Source organism: Pseudomonas sp. LBUM1646, assembly GCF_059716165.1.
Window position 1 is genome coordinate 2,970,088 of record NZ_CP166810.1, and the last position, 14,384, is coordinate 2,984,471.

Annotated in this window: 14 protein-coding genes; 5 read left to right on the forward strand and 9 right to left on the reverse strand. The window is 61.1% G+C overall.

The genetic code is table 11. The features are described from left to right. Positions 1-22: 22 nt before the first annotated feature. Together ACA071_RS13735 and ACA071_RS13740 are read right to left on the reverse strand one after the other, a co-directional pair. Positions 23-2,155: a TonB-dependent receptor gene (locus ACA071_RS13735; RefSeq protein ID WP_497644839.1), complete on the reverse strand. Its 2,133-nt coding sequence runs from the start codon at positions 2,153-2,155 to the stop codon at positions 23-25. Positions 2,156-2,245: 90 nt separating this feature from the next. Further along, positions 2,246-2,632: a DUF2946 domain-containing protein gene (locus ACA071_RS13740; protein WP_497644840.1), complete on the reverse strand. Its 387-nt coding sequence runs from the start codon at positions 2,630-2,632 to the stop codon at positions 2,246-2,248. Positions 2,633-2,727: 95 nt separating this feature from the next. On the opposite strand from ACA071_RS13740, the gene ACA071_RS13745 reads away from it, so the two are divergent. Next, entirely contained in the window at positions 2,728-3,165 is a 438-nt protein-coding gene (locus tag ACA071_RS13745) for a DUF3995 domain-containing protein (RefSeq protein ID WP_497644841.1), read from the forward strand. A gap of 101 nt (positions 3,166-3,266) precedes the next feature. Here ACA071_RS13745 and ACA071_RS13750 read toward each other — a convergent pair whose 3' ends face one another. From ACA071_RS13750 to ACA071_RS13780, 7 genes are all read right to left on the reverse strand, one after another. Continuing rightward, the gene (locus tag ACA071_RS13750) at positions 3,267-3,629 is read right to left on the reverse strand and encodes a Na+/H+ antiporter subunit G (RefSeq protein ID WP_497644842.1); all 363 of its coding nucleotides are present in this window, start codon (positions 3,627-3,629) and stop codon (positions 3,267-3,269) included. After that, a complete protein-coding gene (locus ACA071_RS13755; protein WP_133836076.1) occupies positions 3,626-3,904 on the reverse strand; it encodes a K+/H+ antiporter subunit F in 279 nt (92 codons plus the stop codon). Before ACA071_RS13755 ends, ACA071_RS13750 begins: the two co-directional genes overlap by 4 nt. Further along, complete coding sequence (locus ACA071_RS13760) at positions 3,901-4,389, reverse strand: Na+/H+ antiporter subunit E (RefSeq protein ID WP_497644843.1); 489 nt, start codon at positions 4,387-4,389, stop codon at positions 3,901-3,903. The genes ACA071_RS13755 and ACA071_RS13760 overlap by 4 nt, the downstream gene beginning before the upstream one ends. Beyond that, positions 4,386-6,071, reverse strand: coding sequence for a monovalent cation/H+ antiporter subunit D (locus tag ACA071_RS13765; RefSeq protein ID WP_497644844.1), 1,686 nt, complete (start codon positions 6,069-6,071; stop codon positions 4,386-4,388). Before ACA071_RS13765 ends, ACA071_RS13760 begins: the two co-directional genes overlap by 4 nt. Beyond that, positions 6,068-6,412, reverse strand: coding sequence for a Na+/H+ antiporter subunit C (locus ACA071_RS13770; protein ID WP_007944721.1), 345 nt, complete (start codon positions 6,410-6,412; stop codon positions 6,068-6,070). Before ACA071_RS13770 ends, ACA071_RS13765 begins: the two co-directional genes overlap by 4 nt. Continuing rightward, entirely contained in the window at positions 6,412-9,348 is a 2,937-nt protein-coding gene (locus tag ACA071_RS13775; protein WP_497644845.1) for a monovalent cation/H+ antiporter subunit A, read from the reverse strand. Before ACA071_RS13775 ends, ACA071_RS13770 begins: the two co-directional genes overlap by 1 nt. Positions 9,349-9,536: 188 nt before the next feature. Continuing rightward, the gene (locus ACA071_RS13780; protein ID WP_497644846.1) at positions 9,537-10,565 is read right to left on the reverse strand and encodes a DMT family transporter; all 1,029 of its coding nucleotides are present in this window, start codon (positions 10,563-10,565) and stop codon (positions 9,537-9,539) included. Here ACA071_RS13780 and ACA071_RS13785 point away from each other — a divergent pair. From ACA071_RS13785 to ACA071_RS13800, 4 genes are all read left to right on the forward strand, one after another. Then, positions 10,560-11,123, forward strand: a complete 564-nt coding sequence (locus ACA071_RS13785; protein WP_497644847.1) for a helix-turn-helix domain-containing protein — start codon at positions 10,560-10,562, stop codon at positions 11,121-11,123. The genes ACA071_RS13780 and ACA071_RS13785 overlap by 6 nt on opposite strands. 158 nt (positions 11,124-11,281) lie before the next feature. Then, positions 11,282-12,475, forward strand: a complete 1,194-nt coding sequence (locus ACA071_RS13790; protein ID WP_497644848.1) for an SfnB family sulfur acquisition oxidoreductase — start codon at positions 11,282-11,284, stop codon at positions 12,473-12,475. Positions 12,476-12,485: 10 nt separating this feature from the next. Then, the gene (locus tag ACA071_RS13795) at positions 12,486-12,923 is read left to right on the forward strand and encodes an acyl-CoA dehydrogenase family protein (protein ID WP_497644849.1); all 438 of its coding nucleotides are present in this window, start codon (positions 12,486-12,488) and stop codon (positions 12,921-12,923) included. After that, positions 12,923-14,326 (forward strand): LLM class flavin-dependent oxidoreductase, encoded by a 1,404-nt coding sequence (locus ACA071_RS13800; protein ID WP_497644850.1) that lies wholly within the window; start codon positions 12,923-12,925, stop codon positions 14,324-14,326. The genes ACA071_RS13795 and ACA071_RS13800 overlap by 1 nt, the downstream gene beginning before the upstream one ends. Positions 14,327-14,384: the final 58 nt, after the last annotated feature.

Sequence of the window (14,384 nt, forward strand, 5' to 3'; positions counted from 1 at the left end):
GCGGGGCGTCTGTTAAATCGGCTTAGAACCTTGTCTGTACGGCCAACTCAAAGGTCCGCGGCGTACCGAGGTAATACGCCGGCGAAACATGCGCAAACTCGGCATACACCTCGTTGGTCAGGTTGCGCACCCGGCCGGTGACGGTGGTGTGCCGGTCGACCTTGTAGCTCAGGAAACTCCCGAACAGCGTGTAAGACGGCACCGTCATGGTATTGGCGCTGTCGGCGAACACCGAAGCGACATACCGCGCATCGACGCCGCCCTGCCATTGCGGCGCAAAGTCATAGGTCAGCCAAAGGTTACCGACTCGATCCGGCACGTTGGTCGGCGTGTTGCCCTTGCGTGAAACCACCACCCCTGCGGCGTTTTTCTCGGTGAACTCGTCGTATTGCGCATCGACCCAGGCGAAATTGCCTTCGGCCAACAGCTTGTCGGTGATCCTGAAGGAAGTCGCCAGTTCGATGCCTTTCGATGTTTGCTGACCCACCGGGATGCTTTGGGTCGAGTCCAGCGGATCGGTCACTGCGAAATCCTTGCGCTCGATCGTGTACGCCGCCACCGTCGCCGAACCGCGACCGTCCAGATAATCGAACTTGCTGCCCACTTCCCACTGCTTGCCGGTGGACACATCAAAGTCCTGCGTGCCATTGGGCTGTTCGGCGGCGGTGCTGTATTGCACGTAGACGTTGGCCGTCGGAATGAACTGATAGGTCAGGCCGACCCGACCGGTGACCGGCTCCCAACTGCGCTTGAGGTGCCGTGGATTGCTGGCGGTCACTTCCCGATGGTTGGTCACATCGAGGTCGATGTCGTCATAGCGCAGACCGGTCAGTAGCGCCAGTTTGTCAGTCAGCGCCAAACGATTCTCGGCAAACAGTGCCTTGGTGGTGACCTCGTTGGTCTTGTCGCTGACAAACCCCGGTTTGGTGCCAGGGATGTCATAGAAGTGTCCCGGCTGGAAGTTGTTCGGGTCGACGGTGCTGGCGCCTTTGACGTTCAGTGGCGAATGGGTGGTCTGGTTGACCTTGTACTCGAAACCGCCGGACCAGGTGGTGTCGAGGCCCAACAGGGTGTTGTCGTGGCGCAATTCAAACTGGTTGCCGTTCTGCTCTCCCTGGTGCCGTACCTGATAGGCCGTGGAGCGATTCACCGTGCTGTTGTCGGCGTTGTATTGGTAGGTTTCCAGGTTGCGGTAATCGCGCTGGCTGTCGAGGTGGTACAGGGTATTGCGCAGGGTAGTGCTGTCGTTGATCCGGTAGTCGATGATCGAGCGCACCCAAATCGTGCGCTGCTCGTAGCGGCCATCTTCAACGTTGTAGTTATTGAAGCGGTTGTGTTTGTCAATCTTCAACTCGCCAGCCTTGGGATTGAGCACCGGCGTGCCCCAGTACGGACTGTCTTCGTGTTCGTCCTGATATTCCAGGGCCAGGGTGTGGGACAGGTTCGGCGTCAGGTCGCTGAGCAGTGAGAACGCCACGCTCCAGGCATCGCGCTCCTGGCGGTCGATGTAGCCGTTGCTGGTGTTGTGGCTGACGTCGAGTCGCGCGTAATGCTGCACGTCCGCCCCGGCTTCGCTGAGGGCGTGGTTGAGGCCGAACGCGGTTTCGGTGGTGTCGTAGCTGCCGTAGCTGACCCGGCCTTCGACGGCTTGCTCTTCACGGGTCGCCAGTTTGGTCACGTAGTTTAACGAGCCGCCCACGGAGCCGGCGCCATTGATCAGCGACGACGGACCACCCACCAGTTCCACTCGATCATAAATCCATGCATCCACGGGGCGTGCCAGGCCGCTGGCTACGTTAATGCTGTTGAACATCTGGGTGATCTGGCTGCTGGTGAAACCGCGATAGGACACGAAACCGCCGAAACCCGGCGGTGCACTGGCGTTCACACCGGGCAAAGTGTTGGCGGCGTCCTGGAAGTTCTGCGCGCCGTGGCGCTCGATATCGTTGCGGTTGGCGATGGCCACCGAGGCCGGCGTGTCCCGCACGCTCAGGCCCAGGCGCGAGGCCATGCCGCTGGATTGATCGAGGCTCAGCCCCGGTTCGGCATCGGTCTCGCCATCAATGGTGATCGGCGCGAGATCGACAGTGGATTGCGCCCAGGCGTTAACGGACAGGCAGCCAAACAGGCTTGCCAGTAAAGGAATGTGTTTCATCGATTGAATCCTGAATTCTTGTCTAGGAAACAGCGCACAGGCAAACGTCACGCGTTAGCGCAGCGGGCTGATCGGTAAAGGCAAAGAAACTCAGGCGAAAGGCGGGGCGCGAGGGTTGGCCGACGGCCAGGTGTAGCGGGCAGGGAGGTCGATTTTGGCAGCGACTGCCAGTGGTGGGCTGTGTTGTTGCGGCAGGATCGCCAGGGTCAGGCTGGAATTGAACGCCGGGCCCATGCCGCCGGTGGAGCACAGCGGGCAGCCAAACGCCTTGGACAGGGTGGGCAGCTTCTCTTCGGAGGTGTTCGACGATGCCGGCGCCTGGGTTGCCGGGTCCACCGTACAGAACTGGCCGCCGAGGCCGTTGAGCTGCATCCCGACCATTTGCCCATGACCGATACTGCAGGCGAACACGTTGAACAGGACGCAGCAGTAAAGCATCCAGGCCATCAGTGTGCGATCAGTTCGGGCGAATTTCATGGAGCGGCACTTTACCACTGCCGATGACGAATACCCTTACAAAAAAGTTCAATGAAGTTCATCCTGCTGCGACATTTCACGCTGGATGTCTGAATATGAGCCTAATGGTCGCGCAATGGATTGCTGCAATCTTCCTGTTGATCAGCCTGATTCACTTGTATTGGGCGGCAGGCGGCAAGTTGGGAAGCGAGGCGGCGGTGCCGCGCGTGCCCGGGGAGGGTGGAGGGGAACCAAGGCCGGCGTTCAAGCCGTCAGGTTTTGCCACGTTGCTGGTCGCGGTGGGGTTGTTGCTGATCGCAATGCTGGTGTGCCTGCGGGTCGGTCTGTACTTGCCGACGGTGCAGCACTGGTCGCTGCAATGGGTGATCAGCGCGATAGCGATGCTGATGTTTGCCCGGGCGATTGGTGATTCGAACCTGGTGGGGTTCTTCAAGCAGGTCAAGGATTCGAGATTTGCCCGGCTCGACACCTGGGCTTATTCGCCGTTGTGCGTGGTGTTGGGGGCCGGGTTGTTGGCAGTTGCCTGGATTTGATTCACGGGTAGAGCAAGATCAAAAGATCGCAGCCTTCGGCAACTCCTACAGGGGAATGTGTACACCTGTAGGCGCTGCCGAAGGCTGCGATCTTTTCGCGTCTAGCTACCGGTTTCGGTCCGCCGACTACTCACCTCAGCCGGCACATCATCCCCGGCCATCCGCTTGCGAAACAACGCCGCCCGCGCCAGCAACAGCGTGGTCACCGGCACCGTGATCGACAACAAAATCGGAATCAGCCAGGCGTGTAGCACTGGCGCCGACTTGAGTGCCGAAAAGTAAATGATCGAGGCCAATGCCACGCACCAGGCGCCTAAGGTCGAGGCCAGCGCTGGCGGGTGCATGCGTTGAAAGTAATCTTTCATCCGCATCAAGCCGACCGCACCGATCAGCGCAAACAGACTGCTGAGCACCAGCAGGATCGCCACCGGAATCTCGACCCACAACGACAGTTCGCCAGTCATTCGATCACCTCGCCACGCAGCAGGAATTTGGCCAGGGCAAACGAGCCGACGAAGCCGAACAGGGCGATCAGCAGCGCCGCCTCAAAGTAAGTGTCACTGGCATAACGAATGCCCAACGTCAGCATCATCAGCATGGCGATGATGTACAGGTAATCCAGCGCTAGAACCCGGTCCTGAGCCGATGGACCCTTGAACAGCCGGATCAGCGTCAGCACCATCGCCAGGGAAAAGATGAACAGGCTCAGCAGGATCGCGTTCGACAGCAAGGCGCTCATTCGAAGATCTCCATCAAGGGGCGCTCGTAGGTCGTCTTGAAGTGCTCGATAAACGACGCTTCGTCATCCAGATCGAACACGTGCAGCAACAGAATGCTGCGGTCCAGCGCCAGTTCCGACCAGACCGTGCCGGGCACCACCGTGCAGATCATCGACAACGCCGCCAGGCCGTTGGCATCACGCAAATCCAGCGGCACCTTGATGAACGCCGAGCGCGGTGGCCGGCGACCGGCGTTGAGCACGCCCCAGGCCACCGCGAGGTTGGACACCACTACGTCACGACCGATCAGCAAAAACAATCGCACAATCACCCCCGGTCGCCGAATCCGAATCGGCAACGGCCGCAATTTGCGCATCATCAATGGTGCACAGAACCCGAGCATCGCGCCCAGCAGCAGGTTGCCGGGGCTCAGCGACAGGTTCAGCAGCAGCCATAACAGCCACAGCGCCAGGGACAACCACGGTGCGGGAAACAGACGCTTCATGGTTGCACCTCCAGCATCGCCGCCTTGGCTTCAGGACTTGGCACGGCGCGGGTGCCGAGCACCGCCATCACGTATTGCTGTGGGTTGTTCAAGGCATCCGCGGCCGCTTGGGTGTAGCGCATCAGCGGTTCGGCTTTGAAGGTCAGCGCAATGCTCAATCCCAGTAAGGCGATGATCGGCACGCATTCGAAGCGTCGTAGCAGCGGCGATGGTCGCTCTTCAGGGGTCCAGAAACGCTGGATACCGAGGCGCGAGAAGGCAATCAGCGAGGCCAGCCCAGAGAGAATCAGCAACGCCAGCAAGCCCCAGGCCGCGTTCGATATCGGTACGTCGCCGCTGTTGCCGATGCCCAACGGATTGAGCAGGGCGCTGAGCAAGCCCAGCTTGCCGATAAACCCGGAGAGCGGCGGCATGCCGATGATCAGCAACGAGCAGGCAATGAAACTCAAACCGAGGAAGGCCATGGTCCAGGGAATTACCTGACCGACCACGGCTTTCTGTTCGTCGTCTAGGTTGATGCCTTTGGGCGGTTGCAGGGATTCCATCGGTCGTGGCAGCAGGTCGCCGTCGTCGTACAGCGGCATTTCATTGGCCGAGCGGGAACGCTCGATCAACTCGGCCAACAGGAACAGCGCGCTCAACGCCAACGTCGAGCTGACCAGATAGAACAACGCCGCGCCAATCAGGTTCGGCTGGGCGAAACCGATGGCCGACAGCAGAATCCCCGCCGACACCAGAATGCTCAGGCTGGCCATGCGTTCCAGGCGCTGCGCGGCCAGAATCGCTACAGCGGCACAAACGATGGTCGCCATGCCGCCGTAAATCAGCCAGTCGCCGCCAAAGTACGCCGACGCCCCGGCCTGGCCGGAGAACAGCAGCGCCCACAGCCGCAGCAAGGTGTAGACGCCGACTTTGGTCATGATCGCGAACATTGCCGCCACCGGCGCACTGGCGGCGGAGTAGGCCGGCACCAGCCAGAAGTTCAGCGGCCACATCCCGGCTTTCGCCAGAAACGCCACCGCCAGAATCGCCGCGCCGGCATGCAACAGTCCGCGATCGGCTTCCGGCACCAGCGGGATTTTCAGTGCCAGATCGGCCATGTTCAGGGTGCCGGTGACGCCGTAGATCAGCGCCGCGCCAATCAGGAACAGCGACGAGGCCAACAGGTTGATCGAGATGTAATGCAGCCCCGACGACACCCGCGCCCGACCCGAACCATGCAGCATCAGGCCGTAGGACGCGGCCAGCAGCACTTCGAAGAACACGAACAGGTTGAATATATCCGCCGTCAGGAATGCGCCGTAAAGGCCCATCAACTGAATCTGGAACAGCGCGTGGAAACTCGAACCGGCGCCATCCCAACGGGCCATGGCGAACAGCAAGGCGCTGACGCCGATGACCCCGGTCAGCACCAGCATCATCGCTGACAGACGATCGACCACCAGCACAATGCCGAACGGCAACTGCCAGTTGCCCGGCAGATAAACGCCAATAGAACCTGGCACGCCAGTGGATTGCGTCCATTGCAGCAGCATTATGGAAATGCCCAGGCCCATCAGGCTGGAGAACAGATTGATCTTGGCTTTCAGTGGGCGATGTTTTTCGCCGAGCATCAGCATGATGGCGGCGGTCAATAGCGGCAGCAGTATCGGTGCGGCGATCAGGTGCGTCATCGCATTCATTCTTTAGGCTCCCGGCCATCCACGTGGTCGGTCCCGGTCAGGCCCCGGGAGGCCAGCAACACGACAAGAAACAGCGCAGTCATGGCGAAGCTGATAACGATGGCGGTCAGCACCAGTGCTTGCGGCAGCGGGTCGGTGTAATGCAGCAAATCTTGCGGCACGCCGTCCTTGATGATCGGTTCTCTGCCGATGAACAGACTGCCCATGCTGAAGATGAACAGGTTGACGCCGTAGGACAGCAGGCACAGGCCCATGACCACCTGGAACGTCCGTGGCCGCAGGATCAGCCAGACGCCGGACGCGGCCAGGACGCCGATGGCGATTGCGATGACTTCTTCCATCAGACGGCTCCTTTGGCGGCAACGGATTTCGGCAGGCCGGCGGATTTAGGCTGAGACGCGGTCTTGTGACCCCGTACCGATTGGTGGGCGAGGGCAGTGAGGATCAGCAGCGTCGAACCGACCACCACGGCGTAGACGCCGATGTCGAAGAACAGCGCGCTGGCGATGTGAATGTCGCCCAACACCGGCAGATCGAAATGCCAGGTGTGGGTCGTCAGGAACGGATACCCGGCCGCCATTGCCCCAAGCCCGGTGACCGTGGCGAACAGCAGCCCGGTACCCATCCAGCGCAGCGGCCGCAGGCTCATTTGCGCCTCGACCCACTGCGTGCCGGCGACCATGTATTGCAGGATGAACGCCACCGACATCACCAGCCCGGCAACAAAACCGCCGCCCGGTTGGTTGTGCCCGCGCATGAACAGATAGAACGACACCACCACGGCAATCGGCAGCAACAGGCGCACCAGCACCGCCGGCACCATCATGAAACCGAGGGCGGTGTCGCTGGCCTGACGCGGGTTGACCAGGTCGGTGACCACGTCGGGCGCCAACAAACGCTGCTGGGCCGGCAATTGCAGGCTTTCTTTCGGTGGGCGGAAGCGGCGCAGCAGGGCGAACACGGTCAGCGCCACCGCCACCAGCACGGTGATTTCACCGAGGGTGTCGAAGCCTCGGAAGTCCACCAGCATGACGTTAACTACGTTGCTGCCGCCGCCCTCGGGCAGGGCACGGCTGAGGTAGAACGAGGAAATGTCGTTTGGTGTCTGTCGTGTCAGCATCGCGTAGGCCAACAGCGCCATGCCGCCGCCGACCACACTCGACAGCAGCAAGTCACGGATACGGCGGATGCGCGCTTTGCGCAGGGTGCTCGGCAACGGCGAGACTTCTTCGATCCGCCGAGGCAACCAGCGCAGGCCCAGCAGGATCAGGACCGTGGTCACCACCTCGACCACCAGTTGCGTCAGCGCCAGGTCCGGCGCCGAGAACCAGACGAAGGTTACGCAGGTCATCAGCCCGCACACGCTGACCATGGTCAGGGCGGCGAGACGGTGATACTTGGCTTGCCAAGCGGCGCCGAGGGCACAGGCAATCGCCAGCAGCCAGAGAATCACGAACACGATCGAGCCCGGAATCTTCGGCCGGTCGCCCCAGCTCAGGCTGCTGTGGAGCATCGGAATCAACCCGGCCGCCACTGCAGCGAGCACCACCAGGAACAGCTGGGTTTGCAGGCGCTTGGTGCTGATCCGCCGCTCCAGGCGGCGGGCCAGGCGCATCATGACCACCAGGCTGCGCTCGAACAGGCGCTTGCCGTTGAACCGGCCAATCAGCGGCGGGTATTTGAAGCGTCCGCGCTTGAGCTGGTTGCGCAGCAGCAGGTACAGCACGATGCCGCAGGACATGGCGATGAGGCTCATGATCATCGGCGCGTTCCAGCCGTGCCAGATCGCGAGGCTGTATTCAGGCAGGGTACCGCCAACGACGGGCAGGGCCGCCGCCGCGAGCAATGGGCCGACGACTTGCGCCGGGAAAATCCCGACGATCAGGCAGGTGAACACCAGCAGTTCCACTGGGGCGCGCATCCAGCGAGGCGGTTCGTGCGGGGTGTGTGGCAGGTCGGTGGCGGTCGGGCCGAAGAACACGTCGACGGTGAAACGCAGGGAGTAGGCGACGCTGAACGTCCCGGCGATGGTCGCCACAATCGGCAGGGTCATCTCGACCCAGGCCGTGGCGTTGATGAATACCGTTTCGGCGAAGAACATCTCTTTGGAGAGGAAGCCGTTGAGCAATGGCACGCCGGCCATCGAGGCGCTGGCGACCATCGCCAGGGTCGCGGTGAACGGGATCAGCTTGATCAGGCCGCTGAGCTTGCGGATATCCCGGGTGCCACTTTCGTGGTCGATGATCCCGGCGGCCATGAACAGCGAGGCCTTGAAGGTGGCGTGGTTGAGAATGTGGAACACCGCGGCCACGGCGGCCAGCGGACTGTTCAGGCCCAGCAGCAAGGTGATCAGGCCGAGGTGGCTGATGGTCGAGTAGGCCAGCAAGCCCTTGAGGTCATTCTGGAACATCGCGCAGTACGCGCCGAGTAACAAGGTGCAGGCGCCGGCCCCACCGACGATGTAGAACCATTCTTCACTGCCGGACAGCGACGGCCACAGCCGTGCCAAAAGGAAAACCCCGGCCTTGACCATGGTTGCCGAGTGCAGATAGGCCGAAACCGGGGTCGGCGCCGCCATGGCGTGGGGCAGCCAGAAGTGGAAGGGGAATTGCGCGCTTTTGCTCAGGGCGCCAATCAGGATCAGGGGTAGCAGGATAGGGTACAGGGCATGTGCGCGAATCAGATCGCCGGCGGCCAGGACCTTGTCCAGGTCATAGCTGCCGACCACATGGCCAAGCAGCATGACCCCCGCCAGCAGGCACAAACCCCCGGCACCCGTGACCATCAACGCCATATAGGCGCCGCGTCGCGCATCGGCGCGGTGGTGCCAGTAGCCGATCAACAGGAACGAAAAGAGACTGGTCAGCTCCCAGAAAAACACGATCTGGATCAGGTTGCCGGAGATCACCAGCCCGAGCATGGCGCCCATGAACGCCAGGAAAAACGCGAAGAACCGCGGCACCGGATCGTCCGGCGACATGTAGTAGCGGGCGTACAAAGAAACCAGCGTACCGATGCCCAGCACCAGCAGCGAGAACAGCCAGGCAAACCCGTCCATGCGCAGGACGAAGTTCAGGCCCAGGCTCGGCAGCCAGAAGAACTCTTCGCGAATGACGCCGCCATTGGCGATTTGCGGGTACAGGAGGGCGACCTGGATGGTGCCGATCAAGGCAACCAGGCCAGCCAACAGCGATTCGGTGTTACGCGCGTTGTGTGGCAGCAAAGCCGCGACACAGCTGCCGATAAAAGGCAGAAGCAGTAGAACTATCAGGGACATAGGCTTCTAATCTGCGGAAGTTTGTGAAGCATCATACGTGCCACTACCCGGATCACCAACTGCCAAGCTGTGGCAGGATCCTACAAGGTAGGCGGAAAAGGCCGGTTTTGCTCGTTCCCACGCTCTGCGTGAGCTTTTGGGCCGCGGAGCGTCCCGGGCTGCATTCCCACGCGGGAGCGTGGGAACGATCAGTGCTCGGCTTCGCGCTCCAGATCATCCTCAACCTCAGCGACTGCCTTACCCTTGGTCTTCAATTCACTGACAATCACCGCCGCCACGATCAATCCCGCCCCGAGCAACGCAATCGCCGGCAAACGCTCCCCGGCCAGACGCCCGGCAATCCCTGCCCATACCGGCTCACCGGCATAAATCAACGTCGCCCGGGTCGGCGAAACACTCTTCTGCGCCCAGTTCATCGCCACCTGAATCGCCGCACTGGCCGCGCCCAGGCCCAAGGCGCTGCACAACAGCAGCCATGAAAAGTCGGGAATCACCTCGTGGGTGGGCACCACCATCAGGAACGACAACACTGAGGTGACGCCCAATTGCACCACTGTTACCCGCCGCACATCGACCTGGCCCGCAAAGTTACTGATCAGAATAATCTCGGCGGCAATCGCGATGGCGCTGATCAACGTGGCGATTTCACCCGGACTGAAGTTCAGCGAAGCCCCGGACGGACCAGAAAGCAGCATCAACCCGGTAAACGCCAGCATGATCCCGATGCTCGGCATCAACCCCGGGCGTCGTCCCAGCACCAGCCATTGCAGCAACGGCACAAACGGCACGTACAACGCGGTAATAAACGCCGACTGACTACTGGGAATCGTCTGCAAGCCCACGGTCTGCAAGCCATATCCAAGCATGATCGCCACGCCGATAAACGCCCCGGCCTTGAGTTCGAACAGCGTCAGTTTCCGCAAGTGGCGCCAGGAGAAAAGGGCAACGATGCACGCCGCTGCGGCAAAGCGCAGGCCAACAAAAAACATTGGGCCGCTGACGGTCATCGCATGCTGCACCAGCAAGAAAGTCCCGCCCCAGACCATAGTAATCACCACCAGCACGCACTCGGCCTTGCTGAACCGCGAAAAACGGGAAGAAGCCTGGGGGGAATTCACCGACGTCATGACCTTGCGCGCTACCTGAGGCGGACGCACAATGCGTCCGAAGTTGCGCAGTATACTGCCCAACCCCACCGAGTGAGCAATATAGTGCACAAAGATTCTCCCCCGCGGGCTTCGGTCCTCCAGCACGTCAGCCAGAACGTTCGACGCCTGCGCCACGCCGCCGACATGAGCCAGACAGCCCTGGCCGAAAAATCCGGGGTCAGCCGCCGCATGCTGGTGGCCATCGAAGCTGGCGAGAAAAATGTCAGCCTGACCACCCTCGACCGCGTGGCCGAAGCGCTGGAGGTGGCGTTCAGTGACCTGATCCAGGCCCCGGAGGCTCGCGATCATAGTCGTATCAATGAAGTCGCCTGGGCTGGAACGATCCCCGGCAGCAAAGCCGTTCTACTCTCCAAAGCCACCGCTACCCGCGAGGTGGAGCAATGGGAATGGTGCCTGCAACCGGGGGAAATTTACCCCTCGCAACCAGATGCCGATGGCTGGAGCGAACAGATCTACGTATTCGAAGGCTGTCTGACCCTGATGCTGGGCGACACGCCCCACGAAATTGCTGCCGGTGAGTTTTATATGTTTGCCAGCAACCAGCCCCATACCTATCGCAATGACGGGGAAGTGGCGGCGCGGTTTGTGCGTAATGTGGTGATCTGACTGTTTCCAGGCCAACAGTGGATGAACACTTTGCTGTTTTTTAGCTGCAAGTGTTTCTTGGATGACGCTATAAATTATTGAAATAGAAGGTTTTTAGTTTCAGGCATGACTCCTGCAAAAGGTCTTGGGTATTCACCCGGAACCACGGAGTCGGCCCCATGACAACTTCACCCATCACCGCCCACATCATCCGCTCGGACGCCGAAGCCATCGCCGTCGCCCATAAGCTCGCCGCCCGCTTCGCCGTCGAGGCCAGCGTCCGCGACCGCGAACGACGCCTGCCGGTGGCTGAGCTCGATGAATTTTCCGCCAGTGGCCTCTGGGGCATCACCATTCCCAAGGCCTACGGCGGCGCCGGGGTTTCCTACGTGACTGTCGCCGAAGTGATCAAGATCATTTCCGCCGCCGATTCGTCTCTCGGCCAGATCCCGCAAAACCATCTCGGCGTGCTCGACATCCTGTTGCAAACCGCCACCGAAGAACAGAAGCGCTACTACTTCGGCAAAGTCCTGCAAGGCTACCGTTTCGGCAATGCCTTTTCCGAATCCAAAAGCAAAAATGCCGGGGCGTTTGAAACCCGCATCCGCTTCGACCAGGACACCGCGCAGATCGACGGCGAGAAGTTTTACTGCACTGGCGCGTTGTTCGCGCACATCGTGCCGGCGGTAGCGGTCGATGAGGACAACAAGGCGTTCATCGCCTTCATCGAGCGCGACAACCCGGGTTTGACAGTGATCGACAGTTGGGACGGTTTCGGCCAGCGCACTACGGCCAGCGGCGGCGTCACTTTGAACGCGGTAAAAGTCCCGCGCAGCGCGGTAATCCCGGCCCACAAAGCCTTCGATGAACCCACCGCCGACGGCCCGATCTCGCAAATCATTCAGGCCGCCGTGGACACCGGCATCGCCGCTGGCGCGCTGGAAGAAACCAAGCGCTACGCCCGTGAATCCCGGCCATGGATCGACAGCGGCCAGGATCATGGCTGGCAGGACCCGTTCAGCATCGCCGCGATTGGCGACCTTGAATGGCGCGTCCACGGCACCGAAGCAATCCTGAAAAAGGCCGGCCTGGCTATCGACGCAGCGTTGCTCAACCCCAACGAAGACACGGTTGCCCACGCCTCAGTGGTGGTCGCCCAAGCCAAAGTCCTCTCCGCCGAAATTGCCTTGCTCGCCAGCAGCAAACTCTTCGAACTGGCCGGCACCCGCTCGGTGCTCGGCAAGTACAACCTCGATCGCCACTGGCGCAACGCTCGGACTCACACCCTGCACGACCCGGCGCGCTGGAAATACCACTTGATCGGCAACTACCTGCTCAACGGCGTGAAGCCCGCGCGCCACGCCTGGAACTGAGGAGCCCACCATGAACGCTTTGACCCAACCGATTACTGCCGGGCAGCCCCTGGCCAAAAGTCAGCACGACTTGCACAACGCCCGCAGCCTGCTCGATGAGACCCTGCGTTTCGTCCGTCAGCAAGCCCAGGCTACGGATGATCCCTATGTCATCAGTCGCTTCGGCGATTTGCACATTCGCATTGAAGTCGCCGCCGCGCTCTTGGAACGCGCCGAAGATTTTCTGAACAGCGCCGACGAAGACACGGAAATCAGCGTCGCCATCGCCGAGTCGCACCTGGCTAGCGCCGATGCCTTGAATGCCGTGAGCAACGCCGAATTCGAACTCACCGGCCAGCGCACCGCATTGCATGGATCGCTGCACGACCCGTTGCGCTGGAAACCCCATCTGATCGGCAACTTTCGCCTAAACGGCATCCATCCCCCAAGCTTCAGGAGCGCCGTTTGATGGCCCGTGAAATCCGTCTCAATGCTTTCGACATGAACTGCGTCGGCCATCAGTCCCCGGGGTTGTGGGCGCACCCGCGGGATCGCTCCTGGCAGTACAAAGACCTCGAATACTGGACCGATCTGGCGAAAATTCTTGAACGCGGCAAGTTCGACGGTTTGTTCATCGCCGATGTGCTCGGTATTTACGACGTCTACAACGGCAACGGTGACGCAGCAATCCGTCAGGCGGCGCAGGTGCCGGTCAACGATCCGCTGCAACTGATCCCGCCGATGGCGCTGGTCACCGAGCACCTGGGTTTTGGCCTGACCGCATCGTTGTCCTTCGAGCATCCGTATCCGTTCGCCCGACGCCTGTCGACCCTCGATCACCTGACCAAGGGCCGCGCGGGTTGGAACATCGTCACGTCCTATTTGGAGAGCGGTGCGAAGAACCTTGGCCAGAAAAACCAGACCGAGCACGACGCCCGTTACGACTTCGCCGAAGAGTACCTGGAGGTTTGCTACAAGCTCTGGGAAGGCAGTTGGGAAGAGGGCGCGATCTTGCGGGATCGCGAGCGGCGGATCTTCAGTGACCCGAGCAAGATTCACGAGATCCAGCACGTCGGCAAACACTTCCAGGTGCCAGGGATTCATCTCTGCGAACCGTCGCCGCAGCGCACGCCGGTGTTGTATCAGGCCGGCGCGTCGAGTCGCGGCAAGCAGTTTGCTGCTGAACATGCCGAATGCGTTTTCGTCGCGGCGCCATCGAAAGTGCTGCTGAAAAAAACCGTCGCCGATATCCGTCGTCGTGCGGCGGAGGCCGGGCGCGATCCGAAGAAGATCCTGATCTTCAACCTGCAAACGGTGATCCTCGGCGAGACCGATGCCAAGGCCAAGGCCAAATTCGAGGAATACAAAACCTGGGTCAGCTATGAGGGCGCCATGGCGCTGATTTCCGGCTGGACCGGGATCGACTTCAGCCAGTTCAAACCGGATGAACCGCTCAAGCACGTGCACACCAATGCGATTCAATCGGCGGTGGAAGCGTTTTCCACGGCGGACCCGAACAAGGTCTGGACCCCGAATGAATTGGCGGATTGGGTGGGGATTGGCGGGTTTGGGCCGTTGTTTGTCGGCAGCCCCGAGACGGTCGCTGATCTGTTGCAGGAGTGGGTCGAGGAGACCGATGTAGACGGCTTCAACCTGGCCTATGCGCTGACCCATGAAACCTTTATCGACGCCGTGGAACTGCTGGTGCCGGAGTTGCAGAAGCGCGGGGTGTACAAGACCGAATATGCGCCAGGGACCTTGCGCGAGAAGTTGTATGGGGAAGGGCCGCGATTGCCCGACATCCATCCGGGCGCGGGGTATCGCGATTTGGCGGGGTTGCGGCAGCAGGAGAAGAAAGTGGTGTCTGCCTGACCCGATAAATGATCGTTCCCACGCTCCGCGTGGGAATGCATCTCGGGACGCTCCGCGT

What these genes read in the sequence shown, in the direction of transcription:
- ACA071_RS13735 (WP_497644839.1), bottom strand. Translation starts at nt 2,155, where the DNA reads ATGAAACACATTCCTTTACTGGCAAGCCTGTTTGGCTGCCTGTCCGTT.
- ACA071_RS13740 (WP_497644840.1), bottom strand. Translation starts at nt 2,632, where the DNA reads ATGAAATTCGCCCGAACTGATCGCACACTGATGGCCTGGATGCTTTAC.
- ACA071_RS13745 (WP_497644841.1), top strand. Translation starts at nt 2,728, where the DNA reads ATGAGCCTAATGGTCGCGCAATGGATTGCTGCAATCTTCCTGTTGATC.
- ACA071_RS13750 (WP_497644842.1), bottom strand. Translation starts at nt 3,629, where the DNA reads ATGACTGGCGAACTGTCGTTGTGGGTCGAGATTCCGGTGGCGATCCTG.
- ACA071_RS13755 (WP_133836076.1), bottom strand. Translation starts at nt 3,904, where the DNA reads ATGAGCGCCTTGCTGTCGAACGCGATCCTGCTGAGCCTGTTCATCTTT.
- ACA071_RS13760 (WP_497644843.1), bottom strand. Translation starts at nt 4,389, where the DNA reads ATGAAGCGTCTGTTTCCCGCACCGTGGTTGTCCCTGGCGCTGTGGCTG.
- ACA071_RS13765 (WP_497644844.1), bottom strand. Translation starts at nt 6,071, where the DNA reads ATGAATGCGATGACGCACCTGATCGCCGCACCGATACTGCTGCCGCTA.
- ACA071_RS13770 (WP_007944721.1), bottom strand. Translation starts at nt 6,412, where the DNA reads ATGGAAGAAGTCATCGCAATCGCCATCGGCGTCCTGGCCGCGTCCGGC.
- ACA071_RS13775 (WP_497644845.1), bottom strand. Translation starts at nt 9,348, where the DNA reads ATGTCCCTGATAGTTCTACTGCTTCTGCCTTTTATCGGCAGCTGTGTC.
- ACA071_RS13790 (WP_497644848.1), top strand. Translation starts at nt 11,282, where the DNA reads ATGACAACTTCACCCATCACCGCCCACATCATCCGCTCGGACGCCGAA.
- ACA071_RS13795 (WP_497644849.1), top strand. Translation starts at nt 12,486, where the DNA reads ATGAACGCTTTGACCCAACCGATTACTGCCGGGCAGCCCCTGGCCAAA.
- ACA071_RS13800 (WP_497644850.1), top strand. Translation starts at nt 12,923, where the DNA reads ATGGCCCGTGAAATCCGTCTCAATGCTTTCGACATGAACTGCGTCGGC.